This is a genomic window from Methylobacterium sp. FF17 (genome assembly GCF_025813715.1).
GTDB lineage: Bacteria > Pseudomonadota > Alphaproteobacteria > Rhizobiales > Beijerinckiaceae > Methylobacterium > Methylobacterium flocculans.
This window is the reverse complement of record NZ_CP107532.1, coordinates 2,016,870-2,033,560: the sequence shown is the minus strand read 5'-3', so window position 1 is coordinate 2,033,560 and position 16,691 is coordinate 2,016,870. Positions and strand designations below refer to the sequence as shown.

Annotated in this window: 18 protein-coding genes and 1 pseudogene; 14 read left to right on the top strand and 5 right to left on the bottom strand. The window is 74.1% G+C overall.

From position 1 onward, the window contains the following. Positions 1-5 precede the first annotated feature (5 nt). The gene (locus OF380_RS09420) at positions 6-596 is read left to right on the top strand and encodes a phage tail tape measure protein (RefSeq protein WP_264050501.1); all 591 of its coding nucleotides are present in this window, start codon (positions 6-8) and stop codon (positions 594-596) included. A gap of 13 nt (positions 597-609) precedes the next feature. Then, a complete protein-coding gene (locus tag OF380_RS09415; RefSeq protein WP_264050500.1) occupies positions 610-1,263 on the top strand; it encodes a DUF2460 domain-containing protein in 654 nt (217 codons plus the stop codon). Here OF380_RS09415 and OF380_RS09410 read toward each other — a convergent pair. Together OF380_RS09410 and OF380_RS09405 are read right to left on the bottom strand one after the other, a co-directional pair. Continuing rightward, positions 1,244-2,164: a pyridoxamine 5'-phosphate oxidase family protein gene (locus OF380_RS09410; protein WP_264050499.1), complete on the bottom strand. Its 921-nt coding sequence runs from the start codon at positions 2,162-2,164 to the stop codon at positions 1,244-1,246. The two genes, OF380_RS09415 and OF380_RS09410, sit on opposite strands and share 20 nt — an antisense overlap. Before the next feature lie 29 nt (positions 2,165-2,193). Then, positions 2,194-2,808, bottom strand: coding sequence for a glutathione S-transferase family protein (locus tag OF380_RS09405; RefSeq protein ID WP_264050498.1), 615 nt, complete (start codon positions 2,806-2,808; stop codon positions 2,194-2,196). A gap of 134 nt (positions 2,809-2,942) precedes the next feature. On the opposite strand from OF380_RS09405, the gene OF380_RS09400 reads away from it, so the two are divergent. From OF380_RS09400 to OF380_RS09380, 5 genes and pseudogenes are all read left to right on the top strand, one after another. After that, positions 2,943-3,833 carry a LysR family transcriptional regulator gene (locus OF380_RS09400; RefSeq protein WP_264050497.1) on the top strand — a complete coding sequence of 297 codons (891 nt, stop codon included), beginning with the start codon at positions 2,943-2,945 and terminating at the stop codon, positions 3,831-3,833. Positions 3,834-3,844: 11 nt separating this feature from the next. Beyond that, a complete protein-coding gene (locus OF380_RS09395) occupies positions 3,845-4,738 on the top strand; it encodes a DUF2163 domain-containing protein (protein ID WP_264050496.1) in 894 nt (297 codons plus the stop codon). Positions 4,739-4,746: 8 nt separating this feature from the next. Further along, the gene (locus OF380_RS09390; protein WP_264050494.1) at positions 4,747-5,193 is read left to right on the top strand and encodes an NlpC/P60 family protein; all 447 of its coding nucleotides are present in this window, start codon (positions 4,747-4,749) and stop codon (positions 5,191-5,193) included. A gap of 41 nt (positions 5,194-5,234) precedes the next feature. Then, positions 5,235-9,123 (top strand): annotated as a pseudogene (locus OF380_RS09385) (baseplate multidomain protein megatron). A 32-nt stretch (positions 9,124-9,155) separates the two neighbouring features. Then, positions 9,156-11,015, top strand: coding sequence for a DUF2793 domain-containing protein (locus tag OF380_RS09380; protein WP_264050492.1), 1,860 nt, complete (start codon positions 9,156-9,158; stop codon positions 11,013-11,015). A 43-nt stretch (positions 11,016-11,058) separates the two neighbouring features. On the opposite strand, the gene OF380_RS09375 is transcribed toward OF380_RS09380, so the two are convergent. Beyond that, entirely contained in the window at positions 11,059-11,277 is a 219-nt protein-coding gene (locus OF380_RS09375) for a hypothetical protein (protein ID WP_264050491.1), read from the bottom strand. A 76-nt stretch (positions 11,278-11,353) separates the two neighbouring features. On the opposite strand from OF380_RS09375, the gene OF380_RS09370 reads away from it, so the two are divergent. The 6 genes from OF380_RS09370 to OF380_RS09345 all read left to right on the top strand — a co-directional run bounded on the left by OF380_RS09370 (position 11,354) and on the right by OF380_RS09345 (position 14,414). Beyond that, a complete protein-coding gene (locus OF380_RS09370; RefSeq protein WP_264050490.1) occupies positions 11,354-11,974 on the top strand; it encodes a lysozyme in 621 nt (206 codons plus the stop codon). A 35-nt stretch (positions 11,975-12,009) separates the two neighbouring features. After that, positions 12,010-12,528, top strand: coding sequence for a hypothetical protein (locus OF380_RS09365; protein WP_264050489.1), 519 nt, complete (start codon positions 12,010-12,012; stop codon positions 12,526-12,528). A gap of 58 nt (positions 12,529-12,586) precedes the next feature. Further along, positions 12,587-12,928 carry a hypothetical protein gene (locus OF380_RS09360; protein WP_264050488.1) on the top strand — a complete coding sequence of 114 codons (342 nt, stop codon included), beginning with the start codon at positions 12,587-12,589 and terminating at the stop codon, positions 12,926-12,928. Between the two features lie 25 nt (positions 12,929-12,953). Then, positions 12,954-13,160, top strand: a complete 207-nt coding sequence (locus tag OF380_RS09355; protein WP_264050487.1) for a hypothetical protein — start codon at positions 12,954-12,956, stop codon at positions 13,158-13,160. Positions 13,161-13,271: 111 nt separating this feature from the next. Continuing rightward, positions 13,272-13,640, top strand: a complete 369-nt coding sequence (locus tag OF380_RS09350) for a PepSY domain-containing protein (RefSeq protein WP_264050486.1) — start codon at positions 13,272-13,274, stop codon at positions 13,638-13,640. Positions 13,641-13,736: 96 nt separating this feature from the next. Further along, positions 13,737-14,414, top strand: coding sequence for a response regulator transcription factor (locus OF380_RS09345; RefSeq protein WP_238280970.1), 678 nt, complete (start codon positions 13,737-13,739; stop codon positions 14,412-14,414). 4 nt (positions 14,415-14,418) lie between these two features. On the opposite strand, the gene OF380_RS09340 is transcribed toward OF380_RS09345, so the two are convergent. Further along, positions 14,419-14,820 carry a type II toxin-antitoxin system VapC family toxin gene (locus OF380_RS09340; protein ID WP_264050485.1) on the bottom strand — a complete coding sequence of 134 codons (402 nt, stop codon included), beginning with the start codon at positions 14,818-14,820 and terminating at the stop codon, positions 14,419-14,421. After that, positions 14,820-15,059 carry a type II toxin-antitoxin system VapB family antitoxin gene (locus tag OF380_RS09335; RefSeq protein WP_264050484.1) on the bottom strand — a complete coding sequence of 80 codons (240 nt, stop codon included), beginning with the start codon at positions 15,057-15,059 and terminating at the stop codon, positions 14,820-14,822. Before OF380_RS09335 ends, OF380_RS09340 begins: the two co-directional genes overlap by 1 nt. Before the next feature lie 110 nt (positions 15,060-15,169). Here OF380_RS09335 and OF380_RS09330 point away from each other — a divergent pair, with 110 nt between their 5' ends. Next, positions 15,170-16,588, top strand: a complete 1,419-nt coding sequence (locus OF380_RS09330) for a sensor histidine kinase (protein WP_264050483.1) — start codon at positions 15,170-15,172, stop codon at positions 16,586-16,588. Positions 16,589-16,691: the final 103 nt, after the last annotated feature.

Genomic DNA, 16,691 nt, shown 5'->3' with positions numbered 1-16,691 from the left:
CGACCATGGCCGAGACCGAGATCGACCGCACCAGCACCGCCCGCGTCCGCCAGCTCGACACCCTGGACCGCCTCGCCCAGAAGTTCGGCCAGAGCCTGCAGAAGGCCCTCAGCATCAATGTCGGGACCGGACGCCAGCTCGACAGCGTGCTCGGTACCCTGACCACCAAGCTCTCGAACGTGGCGCTGAAAGCCGCCCTGAAGCCGGTCAAGGCCGGCATCACCCGGCTGGTGAACGGCCTGATGAGTACCGGCGCAGAGGGCGAGGCCACGGCCTTCGCGCGGGGCGGCGTGCTGGCGCAGGGGCGCGTGCGTCCCTTCGCGCAGGGCGGCGTCGTGGCGGCCCCCACCTACTTTCCCATGCGCGACGGACTCGGCCTGATGGGCGAGGCCGGACCGGAGGCGATCCTGCCCCTGAGGCGCGGGGCCGACGGGCGCCTCGGCGTCGCGGCGGGCGGCGGCGGTTCGGGCGGGAATGGCTCGGGCGGCGTCACCGTCCACATCGCCACGCCCGACATCGAGGGCTTCCGCCGCTCCGAGGCGCAGGTGGCCGCGAGCCTCGCCCGCGCGGTGGCGCGGGGCCGGCGCGGCCTGTGAGGAGGAACCGACCATGAGCAGCGAACCGCCGGCCGACTTCCACGAGGTCCGCTTTCCCCTCGACGTGGCCCTGCGCGGCAGCGGCGGCCCGAGCCGGCTCACCGAGATCGTCACCCTGGCCTCGGGCCGCGAGCACCGCAACAGCCGCTGGGCCGATTCGCGCCGGCGCTACGACGCTGGCTTCGGCATCCGCACCCTCGACGCGCTCCACGCCGTGCTGAGCTTCTTCGAGGAGCGGCGCGGCCGGCTCTACGGGTTCCGCTACCGCGACCGGGTCGATGCGGGATCCGGCCCGCCCTCGCGCGCGGTCGCGGCCACCGACCAGCTGCTCGGCCTCGGCGACGGGACCACGCGGGTGTTCCAGCTCGCCAAGACCTACGGCACCGGGCCGATGCCCTACCGCCGCACCATCACCAAGCCGGTGGCCGAGAGCGTGCGGGTGGCGGTGAACGGAATTGCCGTGCCGCCGTCCCAGGTCGCCTGCGACGCGACCACCGGCCGCCTCACCTTCGCGGCCGGCGCCGTACCGGGCGTAGGCCTTCGCGTGACGGCGGGCTTCACCTTCGACGTGCCGGTGCGCTTCGACACCGACGACCTCACCGTGGACCTCTCGGCCTTCTCCGCCGGGGAGATCCCGAAGGTGCCCCTCATCGAGATCGTGCCGTAGCGTCCGGGCGCAGCACGCCCGCGCGCCGGATCACGGTCCGGGGCGCGAAGCGCCACAGCCGCTCGGCCCCCGGGAAGGCGGCGATCTCGGGCGCGTCGAGGATCACCGCGGCGCGCCCCGTCATCTGCAGGAGGTCGCCCGTGGCGAAGTCGGGGAAGGCGAGGCCGGCGCGGGGATTGGCGAGCATGTTCCCGAGGGTGTTGAAGAAGCGGTTGCCCGAGAAATCCGGGATCGTGAGCCCGCCCTCCGCATCGATCCGCACGAAGCCGGCGGGGCCGCCACGATGGGAGACGTCGACCTGGCGGCGTCCGTCCGCGCCCTCCACGTAGCTGGCCACGAAGAAGGTCTCGGCCTGCGCGACGAGGGCCCGGGCGCCCGCGTCGAGGCGCTCCGAGACCTGCGGAGCCGACGCTTCGGCCGCGGAGACCGGGCCCGGATTGGGCCGGACCCGGATGTATTGCGGGCAATTGCCGAAGCTCTGGGTGACCGCGATCTCGAACCCGTCCGCCTCACCGACCCGGACGGTTCCGTTGAGGCGGTTGCGCCGCCGCGTGGTCAGGTCGATCCCGAGGAGCCCGATCGCGGCGCCGTCCACCAGGCCCGCCTGGGCCGGGTCGTGCGGGTCGGGGGCGGCCCGCACCCGGAGGCGGGCGGGATCGGGCACGTCGAGGAAGCCCGGAGGGCCGGTTCGCAGCGTCGCCCAGGCCTCCCCGGCGGGGTCGACCGTGCCCAGCACCACGAAGGGCATGGTCCGGTAGAAGGTGCGATGCTGCTCGATCAGGTGATCGCGGATCACGCGGGGGCCGAGCTCTGCCATCCGCTCGGCGACGCCGAGATGCGCCTGGATCGCGATCTCGCCGGGATGCCAGGGCGAGGCCGGACGGGATTCTGTCGTCGACATGGAGGATCTCCCGCGAAGGAAGGGATGTGTCAGGCGGCGCGCAGGCCGGCCGGCGTCTCCGGGAACGGCACGAATCCCGGCAGCGCCTCGATGCGGGCGAGCCAGGCGCGGACCGCGCCGTAGGGCGCGAGGTCGACGTTCCCCTCGGGGGCGGCGGCGATGTAGCTGTAGAGCGCCACGTCCGCGACGGTGGGATGATCGGCGGCGATCCAGGACCGGCCGTCGAGTTCGGCCTCGATGCGGCCGAGGATCAGGTGGGCCCGGGCGATCACCTCGGCAGCGTCGAAGGCGGCACCGAACACGGTGATCAGGCGGGCGGCGGCCGGCCCGAAGGCGATGGGGCCCGCCGCGACGGAGAGCCAGCGCTGCACCCGCGCCGCGCCGGCCGCGTCCTCCGGCAGCCAGTCCGTGCGGCCGAGCGCCTTGGCCACGTAGACGAGGATCGCGTTCGAGTCCGGCACGACGACGTCGCCGTCCACGAGCACGGGGACCTGGCCGAACGGGTTGAGCCGCAGGAAGTCCGGCGTCCGGTGCGCGCCGGCCGCGAGATCCACCTCCACGATCGCGTGCCCCGCGCCGACGAGCGACAGGAACAGGCGGGCCCGGTGGGCATGCCCGGACAGGGCCATATGATAGAGCTTCATGGGATCTCGCCTCGCCTAGGAGCCGGCGGCGCCGGCCTCGTCCGCATCTGAGACCATTCCCCGATTTGCGAGAACCGGCGTTTTCGGCAATCGACTGTTCCGACAGGTGGAATGATCTTCGGACGGAGTGGGCCATGGACCGGTGGCAGGCGATGCGGGTCTTCGTGCGGGTGGCGGAGACTGCGGGCTTCGCCGGCGCCGCGCGCCAGCTCAACATGAGCCCGCCGGCCGTGACCCGGGCGGTGGCGGCCCTCGAGGCGCGGATCGGCACCCGGCTCCTGACGCGGACCACCCGCACGGTGAAGCTCACGGAGGCGGGCGGGCGCTACCTGGAGGATTGCCGGCGCATCCTGGCGGAGATCGAGGAGGCGGAGGCCGCCGCCTCCGGCGCCGGCGCGACGCCCTCGGGCGCCCTGACGGTCACCGCGCCGGTGCAGTTCGGCCGGCTCTACGTCCTGCCCGTCATCACGGAGCACCTCGCGCGCCATCCCGCCGTGACCACGCAGGCCCTGTTCCTCGATCGCGTGATCAACATGGTCGAGGAGGGGGTCGATGTCGGCATCCGCATCGGCCACCTGCCCGCTTCCGGGCTCACGGCGATCCGGGTCGGCAGCGTGCGCCGGGTGCTGTGCGCCGCGCCGGCCTATCTCGACCGGCGCGGGACACCGGTCGGCGCGCGGGATCTGCGGGACCACGCCGTGATCGGGTCGACGGGCACGGGGTCGGCAGGCTCGGGGTCGGCGGCCGGAACGCCGCGTCCCCGCCTGACCTGCAACACCGTCGATTCCGTCCTGGCGGCCGCGCTGGCGGGGCAGGGAATCGCCCGGCTCCTGTCCTATCAGATCGCGCCGTCCGTCTCGGGAGGGCACCTCCGGATCGTCCTCGACGACCCGAACGAGGCGCCGATGCCGATCCACGTCGTGAGTGCCGAGGGCCGGCGCGCGCCGGCCAAGGTGCGGACCTTCATCGACCTCGCGGTGGCGCGCCTCCGGGCGAACCCCATGCTCAACCCTGATCGACCCTGAAGGCCACGGCGATGCGCGACCTGCCCCCCGACCTCGCCGCGCACCTCGCCGGCGGGGCCACCACCCTGTGCCATTGCTGGGCGCTGACCCGGCGCGACGGAACGCGGCTCGGTTTCACCGACCACGACCGCGACCTCGTCCTCGGCGGCCTGACCCACGCCGCCCGCTCCGGGCTGGAGGCGGCCGAAGCCAGCGCGGAACTCGGCTTCGCCATCGGCGGCGGCGAGGTGGCGGGCGCCCTCTCGGCCCTCGGCCTCTCAGAGGACGACATCGCGGGCGGGCTCTACGACGGGGCCTCCGTGGAGACCTGGCTGGTGGACTGGAACCGTCCGGAGACCCGCCTGCTCCTCGAGATCGGCACCATCGGCGAGGTGCGCCGGGCCGGCGGCGCCTTCGTGGCCGAGTTGCGCGGGCTGATGGACCGGCTCGACGCCGAGCGCGGCCGGACCTACCGCGCCACCTGCGCGGCCGACCTCGGCGATGCCCAGTGCCGGGTGGACCTGAACGATCCGCGCTTCGCCGCCACCGGCACCGTCGCGGGCCAGCCCGAACCGGGGACGCTGGCGGTGACCCTGTCCGGCCCGTTCCCGGCGGACTGGTTCACGGGCGGGCGCCTGACGTGGACCGGCGGCGCGTCGCGCGGGCAGGAAGCCGACCTGCGGGCGCAGACCGGCGCGGGGACGGCCCTTGGCCTCGAACTCTGGCAGGCGCCGGCCCGACCGGTCGCCCCCGGCGATCCGTTCCGCCTCGTCGCCGGCTGCGACAAGCGCCTGGCCACCTGCCGCGACAGGTTCGCCAACGTGGCGAACTTCCGGGGCTTCCCGCACCTGCCGGGCAACGATTTCGTGCTGCGCCCCGTCTCCGGCTCCGGGCCGGGCCTCGACGGCGGCAGCCTGTTCCGCTGAGGCACCCGATGGACCCGGATTCCCTCGTCACGCTGGCGCGCGGCTGGATCGGCACGCCCTACCGGCACCAGGCCTCGCTGAAGGGCGTCGGCTGCGACTGCCTCGGCCTCCTGCGCGGAGTCTGGCGCGAGGCCCTCGGGCCCGAGCCGGAGGCCGCACCGCCCTACGCCGCCTCCTGGGCGGAATCCGCGGCGCCCGGCACCGATCCCTTCGCGGAGGCCGCCCGGCGCCATCTCGTGCCGGTGCCCGACGCGCGCGCCGCCTATGTCCCCGGGCCCGGCGACGTGCTGCTCTTCCGCTTCCGGGCCCACCTGCCGGCCCGGCACTGCGCCATCGCCACGGGCGCCGGCACGATGATCCACGCCCATGACGGGGCCCGCGTCACGGAAGTGGCGCTCACGGGCTGGTGGCGGCGCCACCTCGCCCATGGCTTCCGGTTCCCGCGCCCGGCCTGACCGGACGCCGGCCCCACCCCCTCGCATCCCCGGAGCCCGCCATGGCCACGCTGATCCTGCAAACCGCCGGGGCGGCGGTCGGTACGGCGCTCGGCGGGCCGATCGGCGGAATCGTCGGGCGCGTGGTCGGGGCGGCGGCCGGATCCGCCCTCGACGGGGCCCTGCTCGGGGGCAGCGCCACCCGCCGGGTCGAGGGGCCGCGCCTGTCCGACGTGGCGGGCCTGAGCTCCACCGAGGGCGACCCGATCCCCCGCGTCTACGGCCGCGCCCGGATCGGCGGCACCCTGATCTGGGCCACCCGTCCCCTCGAGGTCGCGGCCACCGAGGTCGAGCGCGCCGCCGGCGCCAAGGGCGGGGGCGGCGCAAAGACCGTGCGCACGACCTATGCGTACTTCGCCGACCTCGCCATCGGCCTGTGCGAGGGGCCGGTCGCGGGCATCCGGCGGGTCTGGGCGGACGGGCAGGAACTGGATCTGACCACCCTCGCCTGCCGCCTGCACCGGGGCGGGCCGGACCAGGCCCCCGATCCACTCATCGTCGCCAAGGAGGGGGCGGACGACGCCCCGGCCTATCGCGGCCTCGCCTACGTGGTGTTCGAGCGCCTGGCGCTCGCCGCGTTCAGCAACCGCATCCCGCAATTCGCCTTCGAGGTGCTGCGCCCGGTGGAGGGGCTCGCGGGGATGATCCGCGCGGTCTGCCTCATCCCGGGCTCCACCGAGTTCGGCCTCGATCCCGCCCGCGTCACCGAGGATGCGGGCTACGGCACCACCCGGCCGGCGAACCGCTTCCAGCTCCAGGCCGGCACCGACGTCGTCGCGTCGCTGGACGCCCTCCAGGCCCTGTGCCCGCGCCTTGCCCGCGTCTCCGTGGTGGCGAGCTGGTTCGGCGACGACCTGCGGGCGGGCGCCTGCACCATCCGGCCGAAGGTCGACAACCCCGCGAAGCTCACCTCCGGCGACATCTGGTCGGTGGCCGGGCTCGGGCGGGCGGAGGTCGGCGGCGTCTCGACGGGGCCGGGCGGCGGGCCGGCCTATGGCGGCACGCCCTCCGACGCGGGCCTGACCCGGCTCGTGGCCGAACTGCGCCGGCGCGGCCTTGCCGTGGTGCTCTACCCCTTCGTGATGATGGACGTGCCCGCCGGCAACAGCCTCCCGGATCCCCGCGACCCGGGGGCCGCCGGGCAGCCCGCCTATCCCTGGCGCGGGCGCATCACCTGCCACCCCGCCCCCGGCCTGCCCGGCAGCCCGGACGGCACCGCGGCGGCGGAGGCGCAGGTGTCGGCCTTCTTCGCCCGCTACCGCGCCTTCCTGCTGCACTACGCGGATCTCGCCGCGACCTGGGCGGCGGACGGCGTGGATCTGGCGGGCTTCCTCGTCGGCAGCGAGTTCGTGGGCCTCACCCGGGTGCGGGGCCGGAACGCGTCCTATCCCGCCGTGGAGGGGTTCCGGGTCCTGGCGGGCGAGGTGCGCCAGCGCCTCGGCGCCCGGGTCGCGCTGGCCTACGCGGCCGACTGGACCGAGTACGGCGCCGACGTCCGGGAGGGCGGAAGGAGCCTGCGCTTTCCCCTCGACGCGCTCTTCGCGGACCCGGCCATCGACGCGGTGGGGATCGACTACTACCCGCCGCTCAGCGACTGGCGCGACGACGGCGACCACGCCGACCTCGACCTCGCCGACGCCCTCTACGACCGCGCCTACCTGAAGGGGCGGATCGGCGCCGGCGAGGCCTTCGACTGGTTCTACGCCGATGCCGCCGACCGGGCGGCGCAGGCCCGCACGCCGATCGCGGACGGCGCCTACGCCAAGCCCTGGATCTACCGGGCCAAGGACTTGGTGGCGTGGTGGTCGAACCCCCACGTGGAGCGCGACGGCGGGGTCGAGACCCGCGCCACCGCCTGGGTGCCGCGATCGAAGCCGATCTGGCTCACCGAGATCGGCGTGCCGGCGGTCGACAAGGGCACCAACGGCCCGAACGTCTTCCCCGACCCGAAATCCTCGGAGAACGCGGCCCCGCCCGGCTCGCGCGGCACCCGCGACGACCTCATCCAGGCGCGCGGCCTCGCCGCCATCCTGGCGCGGTTCGATCCTGGCCTGCCCGGCTTCGAGCCCGCCCACAACCCGGTCTCGCCGCTCTACGGCGGGACCATGGTCCCGGCCGATTCGATCTTCGTCTGGGCCTGGGACGCGCGGCCCTAACCCGGCCTTCCCCGACTTCGACACCGTCTGGGCGGATGCGGGCAACTGGGCGGTGGGCCACTGGATCACCGGCCGGATCGAGGGGATGGAGCTCGACCGGCTCATCGCCGCGATCCTGGCCGACCTCGGCGTCGACGTGCCCGCCGCGATCACGGCCGATGCCTTCCTCGACGGCTACGTCATCGACCGGCCGATGTCGGCCCGCGCCGCCCTGGAGCCCCTGGCGCAGGTCTACGGCCTCGACGTCTCGGCGGGCGCCGGAACCCTCACGGTCCGGGGCCCGCGCCGCGAGGTCCCCGGCGTGCTGGAGGCCGGCGACCTCGTGCGGGTGCGGGACGACGAGGCGCCCCTGAGCCGCGTCCGGGCGGAGGAGGCCGAGCTGCCGCGCTCCGTCGAACTCGGCTTCACCGATGCCGAGAGCCCCGAGTACCGCCGGGCGAACGCCGCCGCGACCCGCCCCACCGGACTGCGGCGCCGCGAGGTCCGGATGGAGGCCGCCCTCGTCACCCGCCGCGATTGCGCCGAGGCCCTGGCGGAGGCCGCCCTCGACGCCACCCTCGCGGCCCGCGACACGGCGCGCTTCACGGTGAGCCCGCGCCGGATCGAGCTCGCGCCGGGCGACCTCCTCGCCCTACCGGGCGAGGACGCGCCCCACCGCATCGTGCGGATCGCAGACAATCCCCTGGGACGGCAGGTGGAGACGCGGGCGGTGCCGCTGCGGGGCGGCAGGCCGCGTGTCGGCGACCGGGCCGGGGCCCGCCCGCGCCGGCCGCCGCCGGCGCTGGCCGGGCCACCCTTCGCGGTCGCCCTCGACCTGCCCGCCGACCGGGGCACGCCGACCGCCCTGCAGGTGCTCGCGGTGGCCGCCGATCCCTGGCCGGGCCCGATGGCGGTCTGGCGCTCGGAGGGCGCGGGCGCGCCCCTGAGCCCCCACGGCTTCGTCGACCACCCCGCCTGCCTGGGCGAGACGCTGACGGCGCTGCCGCCCGGACCGCTCTGGCGCTTCGACCGCAACGCCCGGCTCGATGTCCGCCTGCGCCGGGCCGGGGCGCTCGGGTCCATCGACGACGCGGGCGCGCTCGCCGGTGGCAACCTCTTCGCCCTGCGCGGCCCGGACGGGGCGACCGAGCTGTTCACGGCGGCCGGGATCGCGCTGATCGGACCCGAGACCTACCGGCTGACCCGCCTCCTGCGGGGGCTCGCCGGCAGCGAGGCCCAGGCGCGGCGCACCGCCCCCGCCGGAGGCCTGATCGTGCGCCTCGACGCCGCCCTGGTGCCCCTGGTCGAGCGCGTCGACGAGATCGGGCGCGCCTTCCGCTACCGGGTCGGCCCGGCCGGACGCGACCCGGCCGACCCGGCCTTCGTCGAGTTCGTTGCCCGCGCCGGCCCGGAGGCCCTGCGCCCCTTGAGCCCGGTCCACCTGCGGGCGCGGCGGGCACCGGAGGGCGTGCGCCTGAGCTGGATACGCCGGGCCCGGCGCGACGGCGATTCCTGGGAAGTCGCCGAGATCCCCCTGGAGGAGCCGGAGGCCTACCGCATCGAGGTGTTCTCCGCCGCCGGCGCCCGCCTGCGCACGCTGACGGCGGACCGCCCCGACCAGCTCTACGACACCGCCGCCGAAACCGCCGATTTCGGCGGCCCGCAAGACAGCCTCGACATCGCCGTCGCCCAGGTCGGCGGACTCGCCGGTCCGGGGCCGGCGAGCCGGGCCCGCCTCCGCGTCCGGGCGTCCTGAGCCCCTCAGTCCCTCCCATCCGGAGCCGGCCCATGTCCGACACCACCGCCAACCTCGCGCTGCCGCTGATCGCGGCGGCGCAGGCGCAGAAGCACGTCACGCACAACGAGGCGCTGGCCGCCCTCGATACGCTGGTCCAGCTCGCCTGCCTCGACAAGGATCGCGCGAGCCCGCCGGCCGACCCCGCCGAGGGCGACCGCTACCTGGTCATGGCCCCGGAACCCACCGGGGCCTGGGCCGGCCTCGGCGGCCAGGTCGTCCGCTTCCAGGACGGGCACTGGCTCGGCTTCCCGCCGAGGGCCGGCTGGCTCGCCTGGGTCGCCGACGAGGCCACCCTCTACGTCCAGACCGGCACCGGCTGGTCGCCGCTTCCGGGCTCGGCCTCGGTCCTCCAGGAGATCACGCGCCTGGGGCTCGGCACCACGGCCGATGCGAGCAACCCCTTCGCGGCCAAGCTGAACAAGGCCCTCTGGACCGCCCTGACCACCGGCGAGGGCGGGTCGGGCGACCTGCGTTACACCCTCAACAAGCAGGCCGCCGGCAACGTGCTGTCCCTCCTGTTCCAGAGCGGGTTCTCGGGCCGCGCCGAGCTCGGGCTCACCGGCGACGACGACCTCACGCTGAAGGTCTCGCCGGACGGCGGCACGTTCCGCGAGGCCCTGCGCGTCAACCGGAGCACGGGCGCCCTCTCGGTGGTCGCCGGCACGGCCGCGAGCCCCGCCCTCACGCCGGCCGGCGACCCCGATACCGGCACGTTCTCGCCCGGCGCCAACCTCTGGGGAGTCGCCACCAACGGGGGCGAGCGCCTGCGCATCGACGGGTTCGGCAATATCGGCCTCGGGACCACGGCGCCGCGCTCGCGCCTGGACACCGCCCTCGGCACCCTGTCGGGGGCCGCGAACGACTACATCAAGGCGCAGGCCGCCCTGTCCGGCGGCGGCACGATCACCTGGGGCGGGCCGGGCGGACGGCTCGCCTGGTCGGCCCGCTTCCACGGCATCCCCCTGGCCCGGCCGACCTTCGTGAGCGGGCACCTGCAGATCGACATGCCGACCGCACCGATCGCGGCCGCGCAGGTGCATGACGGAACGGCCCGGGCCGTCGTCGGCGGCGTGCCACTCGCCGCCTCGGAGGCGCTCTGGGCCGTGCACACGCCCGGCGGCGGCCCGACCGACGTCAGCTTCCGCATCACGACGTCCGGCGCCGCCTTCTCCGCGCCGAGCAACTGGATCCTAGTCGCCTGCGTCAGCGCCGACGACGGCTCGCTCAAGCTCGGCACCGGCGCGACCCTCCCGGCCGGCTGCTCGCTGACGCCGGGCCTCGGGGCGTTCACCACCAAGGGCGCCGCCGGCTTCGGTGGAACGGTGGCGCACACCCAGGACAACGCCTTCAGCTTCGGCACCGCCGCCATGCGCGCCGCGGTGGTGTACGCAGCCACCGGCAGCATCAACACCTCGGACGCCCGCGAGAAGACGGCGGTCGAACCCTTCACCGACGCGCAGGTCCGCGCCGCCACGGCGCTCGCCCGGGAGATCGGCACCTTCCGCTACCGCGATGCCGTGGCGGCCAAGGGCGCGGGCGCCCGCGTCCATGTGGGCCTGACGGTGCAGCGGGCCATCGAGATCCTGGCGGCCCACGGCCTCGACCCCCTGGCCCTCGGCCTCATCTGCCACGACGCGTGGGCGGCGACCGAAGACCTGCCCGCCATCCCGGGGCGCGACGCCGTGCGGGCCGAGGACGGGAGCGAGATCGCACCCGCGATCGCGCCCCGGGCCGGAACCCCGGGCCGGCCGGCCGGGGACCGCTACGGCTTTCGAACCGACGAGCTGCTGCTGTTCCTGGCGCGCGGGTTCGACGCCCGCCTGGACGCCCTCGAAGCGCGCGTGTCCTGACGCTTCAGACCGCGGCGCACCGCGATCCCGTCGGGGCCCGGCGTCAGCGCAGGTAGCCCGCTGCGCGCAGCTCCGTCTCGACGGCCACGCACAGGTCGGTCAGCGGATTGTCGTTGCGGGCGTCCGGCGGATGCAGCGGCTCCATGGGCGGAAAGCTGAAATCCGGCGCGGGCCGGTCCTCCTGCGAGACCGGCTGCGAGACTCGCAGATCATCGCCGGGAAGCTCCCGCCTCAGGGCAGTCGAGATGAGCTTTCGCAGCATATCCGCCTTCCCGGCCGCACGAACACCGTCGTTCTCGCCCGGATTTCGCCGGTAATCAACAGTCTGGAGACATGACATGGACATGAGCTCCATCGGCCGGGCCGTGCTGATTGCACGGGAAGGACGCCGCCTCTCCGCCTATCGGGACAGCGTCGGAATCTGGACCATCGGCATCGGACACACGGCCGCCGCCGGTCCGCCCGTGGTCACGCCGGGGCTCAGGCTCACGGAGGCCGCCTGCGACGCGCTCTTCGACCGGGATCTCGTGGCCTATGAACGCTGCGTCGCCCGGACGGTGCCGGCGGGACTGCCCGACCACGCCTTCGACGCCCTGGTGTCGCTGTGCTTCAACATCGGACCGGCGGCCTTCGCACGCTCGACGGTGGCGCGCCGCCTCAGGGCGGGCGACCGGGCCGGCGCGGCCGAGGCAATCCTGCTCTGGAACCGCCCCGCCGCGCTGATTCCGCGCCGGGGCGCCGAATACGACCAGTTCCGCACCCCCTATGCCCATGCCCTGCCCCGGGCGCGCCGGGGGGACGCGGCCGCGATTCCCGCGCCCCGTCCCCCCGGTCCACCCCTGCCCGCGCCGCGCCGGCCGCTCCCGACCGCCCGGCCCCCGCTAGGCGCCAACCCGCCGGAAGCGCCGGCAAGGCCCGGCGCGTGGGCCCGCCTGTGGTCGGCCCTGCGCGGCCGCTGACCCGTCCCCTGACCCTCCTGCCGATGGATGCTCCCATGACGCCTCTGTTCCCGAACCGCGCCCGCCCGGTCGCGATCGCCGCCGCGCTCCTCGCCGCCCTTACCGTCCCGTGCGCGGCGCAGGGCGCCACGGTCGACCTGCCCTGGGGCGACCTCCTCGCGGGCGCCGTCCAGGGGCTCGGCTCCGTGCTCGTGCCCCTGGCCGCGACCGCCGCCCTGGCGGCCCTGGCGCGCCTGACCGGCCCGCTGCGAATCCTCGTCACCACCACCCTGGTGGAGCGCCTCGTCCGCAACGTGGGCGATTACGCGGTGAACGCGGTGGCCGGCGCGGTGCGCGGCCGGACCCTGAGCGTGCCGGTGGGCTCGACCGTGATCGCCAGCGCCGTGCAGCGGGCCCTCGACCAGGCGCCCGGCTGGCTCGTCCGCGCGGCGGGCGGCGTCGACGGCCTCGGCGAGAAGGTGTTTCGCAGCCTGCCCCTGGAGGAAGCGGCGACGGAGGCCAACACCCTGCACCCCGCCCTGCGAGCCATGCGGATGCGGCGTGCCACGCCCTGACCCCCGGCCGCGCGGAGTCCGACCCTGACGGAGATCCGGTCCCGATGGAGATCCGGCCTTGGAAAAGATCGCCCTCGAAGCCGCCCACCTCCTCGTCTCGCAGGAGGGGGCCGGCTGGATCGTCGCCGTCCTGCTCGGGCTCGCCTGCCTCCACCTGCACCGGGACGCCGCCCGGGCGCAGGAGGCGCGCCTCGGCGAGACCGGCGCGACCGCCACGGCCCTGGAACGGGCCTCCCAGACCAATGCCGCCGTCGCGGCCGCCCTGGAGAGCCGGACCCGCGTCCTCGAGGATCTCTGCCGGGTCTCGGCCGAGATCGCGCGCGATGTCGAGCGGAGCGACGCGCGCGCCCGCGAAAAGTTCGACGAGGTCCTGCGCCGGCTCGCCGAACCCCGCCCGTGAGACCCGCAACCCTGGAGGAAGCGCCATGGACCGCATCGGACTGTTTCGTGCCCGGCATCCGGACGGCCGCGGCGCGACCCTGCGCCTGCGGGCCGCCCGGCGGCGCTTCGAGCGCTCCACCCTGGCCCTGCGCAAGGCCGCCCTCGACCATATCGACGCGCAGGTTCCCGTCGACACGATGCTCAAGGCGACCCTGGACCGCCTGGCCGCGCGGGCATGCGGCGCGCCCTGAACGCATGGCGCCGCGACGGGGCCCGGCGGCGGCGGGAACCGGATGGCGGAGGTCGCGCTTGGACTTCGCATTCAGGGCGCATTCAGTGCCCCGTCCCTAGATGTTCCGGTCATGCGTATCCTCCTCGCCCTGTTGTTGATCGGCCTGACCGTCGCGGGGTTCGCGAGCGGTTCGATCGATACGCTCGCGGAGGAGACGCCGGGGACCGGCACGGTGGCGGTGCCGCTGGCCACCATGCCGCGCAGCGAGACCTGCCTTGCCGCCGCGGACCTGCGCGAGGCGGTGGCCGACAAGCGGGTGATCCCCCCCGTGGCGGCGATCCGCGCGGCGCGCCAGGTCATCCCGCGCGCCGAGATCCAGCGGGCGCGCCTGTGCCGGAGCGACGACACGCTGGTCTACCTCCTGACCGCCCTGCGCCGGGACGGGCAGTTCGTGCACGTCATGGTCGATGCCACCACCGGGCAGGTGACCGGGCCGTGAGGCGGGCGAAGTCTGTTTCGCGAAGGACGGGAGCCGTCTAACGTGCGGCCCGCCGGCAGGACGTGGTTCCGGCCAACATCGTAGGAGTTCGGGACCGTGCGCTTGCTCGTCGTGGAGGATGACCGGGACATCAACCGGCAGGTGGTGACCGCGCTGGAGGAAGCCGGCTACGTGGCCGACAAGGCCTTCGACGGCGAGGAGGGCGGCTACCTCGGCGAGAACGAGCCCTACGACGCGATCATCCTCGACATGGGCCTGCCGAAGACCGACGGCGTCAGCGTGCTGCAGAAGTGGCGCCGGGCCGGCATCAAGACCCCGGTCATCATCCTCACCGCCCGCGACCGCTGGTCGGACAAGGTCGACGGCTTCGATGCGGGGGCCGACGACTACGTCACCAAGCCCTTCCACATGGAGGAGTTGATGGCCCGGGTGCGCGCGCTGCTGCGCCGCGCCGCCGGCCACGCCACCAGCCAGATCGCCTGCGGGCCGGTGGTGCTCGACACCCGCTCGGGCCGCGTCTTCGTGGACGGCAATCCGGTCAAGCTGACGAGCCACGAGTACCGGCTGCTCTCCTACCTCATGCACCACACCGGCCGCGTGGTCTCGCGGGCCGAGTTGACCGAGCACCTCTACGATCAGGATTTCGACCGTGATTCCAACACCATCGAGGTCTTCGTCGGCCGCCTGCGCAAGAAGCTCGCGGTCGACCTGATCCAGACCGTGCGGGGCCTCGGCTACCTGGTCGACCCGAACCAGCCGGCGCCCCGGGTGTGAGCGATCATCCGCGCGCGCCGATCTCCGTCATGGCGAAGGCGTCGCCTTTGAAGAGCAGCGGCACGCCGTGGATTTCCGCCATCGCGTAGGCAAGGCAATCGCCCATGTTGAGCTGGGCCGGGTGCCCGGTTCCTCTTCCGTAGCGCTCGAACACGGCGAGCGCCCGCACCCCTGCATCGTGTGGAATGGGAACCAGGCGCGTACCGGACATCCGGAGGAAGCGCGCGATATCCGATTGGATGACCGGGAGAGGACGATCCAGCTTCCGGCGGATGGCGAGAGCCGTTTCGTAGACCGCGAGGGGCGACGTGAACGAATCGACGGCGGCATCCAGTCGACCAGCGAGGCTTTCTCCTTCGGGCTCCCCCGTGAGCACCGCAACGAGGGCGGATGCGTCGACGAACATCAGGTGTCGCCGCTCAACGCGTCGTAGAATGCCTTGTCGGCCTCCAGCCCCGTCGCCGGCGATTCCGCGATGCGATCGCGGAGAGGCTTCATCCGCTCCCACAGGCTGAGCGTCTCCTCCTCGCGCCGCAACTCGTTGCCGACGGCCAGTTTGACCGCCTCCGTCAACGGAATGCGCTTGCGCCGCGCGAGGGCACGCACGAGACGATCGGTCTCTTCGTCGCGAATGTGTCGTGCCATGGTCAAGCTCTCCGGGCACCGATGTACACTGTGTGTCAAGGTCATCTACACCCCTGCGGACAAGCGGTTCGACGCGGGCAAGCGGTCCGATCCCGAGAAACGAGACGGCGATGGTCCCCTCCCCCTCCTGGCTCCCGATGCGCCGGCGCTCCATCGCCGTGCGTCTGGCCACCTCGGCGCTGCTGGCGAGTTCCGCGATCCTGCTGATCGCCGCCTGGATCCTGACGACCCTGTACCGGGAGAACACCGAGCGCGCCTTCGACAGCCGGCTCCTCGTCTACGCCAACAACCTCGCCACCGACCTCGTCTCGCCCAACGATCCCGAGAGCCGCTCCTTCACCCTGAGCGACCCGCGCTTCGACCTGCCGCTGTCGGGCTGGTACTGGCAGATCGGGCGACCCGACGCGAAGCCCCGCGACCTGCGCACCTCGCGCTCCCTCGTGGGCGTTCCCCTGCGGGCCGCCGGCACGCCCGACAACAAGGCCGGGATCGGCCAGATCCGCCAGGGCTACGGCCGGGCGCAGGACGAGCGCCGCCTGCGCATCATCGAGCGCGACGTCGACCTCGGCGAGGAGGGCCGCTACACCGTGCGGGTCGCCGGGCCCGCCGACGAGATCCAGAACGACGTGGACCGGTTCCGCTTCTCGCTGATCGTCACGTTCGGCTTGCTCGGCCTGTCGCTGGCCCTGACCACCCTGCTGCAGATCCGCTTCGGCCTCGCGCCGCTCGCCAAGCTGCGCACGGCGCTCGGCGCCATCCGGCGGGGTGAATCCGACCGGATCACCGGCGAGTATCCCCGCGACATCGCCCCCCTGGCCGGCGAGGTGAACCTGCTGATCGAGACCAACCGCGAGATCCTGGAGCGGGCGCGCACCCAGGTCGGCAACCTCGCGCACGCCCTGAAGACGCCGCTCTCCATCATCGTCAACGAGGTCGGCGCCGCCGACGCGCCGGGGGACCTCGCGGCCAAGATCCGCGAACAGGCCGCCGTGATGCGCGACCAGGTGAACTACCACCTCGACCGGGCCCGCGCGGCCGCGCTCGCCGGCACCCTCGGTACCTCCACGGAGGTGGAGCCGGCGCTCGCCGGGCTGGTGCGCACTTTCGGCAAGATCTACCGCGACAAGGACATCGCCTACGAGGTCCACGTGCCGGCGGGCCTGCGCTTCCGGGGCGAGCGCCAGGATTTCGAGGAGATGATCGGAAACCTCGTCGACAATGCCTCGAAATGGGCCGACAGCCGGGTGGCGATCCGGGCGGAAGCGGTGGGCAAGGACGATTATCCCCACCTTCTCGTGGCGATCGAGGATGACGGGCCGGGCCTCGCCCCCGAGGACCGGGCGGCGGTGCTCGGACGCGGGCGGCGCCTCGACGAGACCAAGCCGGGCTCGGGCCTCGGACTCTCGATCGTCGCCGATCTCGCCGCCCTCTATCGCGGGCGCTTCCGCCTGGAACAGGCGGCGCTGGGCGGCCTGCGCGCGGTGATCGAGGTGCCCGGCGACGCGCCGGCCGGGGCTGCCCCGCACTGACGGGACCAACCCGTCCGATTGATCCCCGGGGCGTATCCGCTAAGGTTGTGCCGGTCTCCCCATCGGCTGCGCGTGACACCGTGTCACCCGATGCCCGCATCGT

Bases quoted from the DNA above. Each gene is read 5' to 3' on its own strand.
- OF380_RS09375 (WP_264050491.1), bottom strand. From the start codon at position 11,277: ATGCTGCGAAAGCTCATCTCGACTGCCCTGAGGCGGGAGCTTCCCGGC.
- OF380_RS09365 (WP_264050489.1), top strand. From the start codon at position 12,010: ATGACGCCTCTGTTCCCGAACCGCGCCCGCCCGGTCGCGATCGCCGCC.
- OF380_RS09405 (WP_264050498.1), bottom strand. From the start codon at position 2,808: ATGAAGCTCTATCATATGGCCCTGTCCGGGCATGCCCACCGGGCCCGC.
- OF380_RS09355 (WP_264050487.1), top strand. From the start codon at position 12,954: ATGGACCGCATCGGACTGTTTCGTGCCCGGCATCCGGACGGCCGCGGC.
- OF380_RS09335 (WP_264050484.1), bottom strand. From the start codon at position 15,059: ATGGCACGACACATTCGCGACGAAGAGACCGATCGTCTCGTGCGTGCC.
- OF380_RS09350 (WP_264050486.1), top strand. From the start codon at position 13,272: ATGCGTATCCTCCTCGCCCTGTTGTTGATCGGCCTGACCGTCGCGGGG.
- OF380_RS09390 (WP_264050494.1), top strand. From the start codon at position 4,747: ATGGACCCGGATTCCCTCGTCACGCTGGCGCGCGGCTGGATCGGCACG.
- OF380_RS09330 (WP_264050483.1), top strand. From the start codon at position 15,170: ATGGTCCCCTCCCCCTCCTGGCTCCCGATGCGCCGGCGCTCCATCGCC.
- OF380_RS09340 (WP_264050485.1), bottom strand. From the start codon at position 14,820: ATGTTCGTCGACGCATCCGCCCTCGTTGCGGTGCTCACGGGGGAGCCC.
- OF380_RS09395 (WP_264050496.1), top strand. From the start codon at position 3,845: ATGCGCGACCTGCCCCCCGACCTCGCCGCGCACCTCGCCGGCGGGGCC.
- OF380_RS09370 (WP_264050490.1), top strand. From the start codon at position 11,354: ATGGACATGAGCTCCATCGGCCGGGCCGTGCTGATTGCACGGGAAGGA.
- OF380_RS09420 (WP_264050501.1), top strand. From the start codon at position 6: ATGGCCGAGACCGAGATCGACCGCACCAGCACCGCCCGCGTCCGCCAG.
- OF380_RS09415 (WP_264050500.1), top strand. From the start codon at position 610: ATGAGCAGCGAACCGCCGGCCGACTTCCACGAGGTCCGCTTTCCCCTC.
- OF380_RS09400 (WP_264050497.1), top strand. From the start codon at position 2,943: ATGGACCGGTGGCAGGCGATGCGGGTCTTCGTGCGGGTGGCGGAGACT.
- OF380_RS09410 (WP_264050499.1), bottom strand. From the start codon at position 2,164: ATGTCGACGACAGAATCCCGTCCGGCCTCGCCCTGGCATCCCGGCGAG.
- OF380_RS09380 (WP_264050492.1), top strand. From the start codon at position 9,156: ATGTCCGACACCACCGCCAACCTCGCGCTGCCGCTGATCGCGGCGGCG.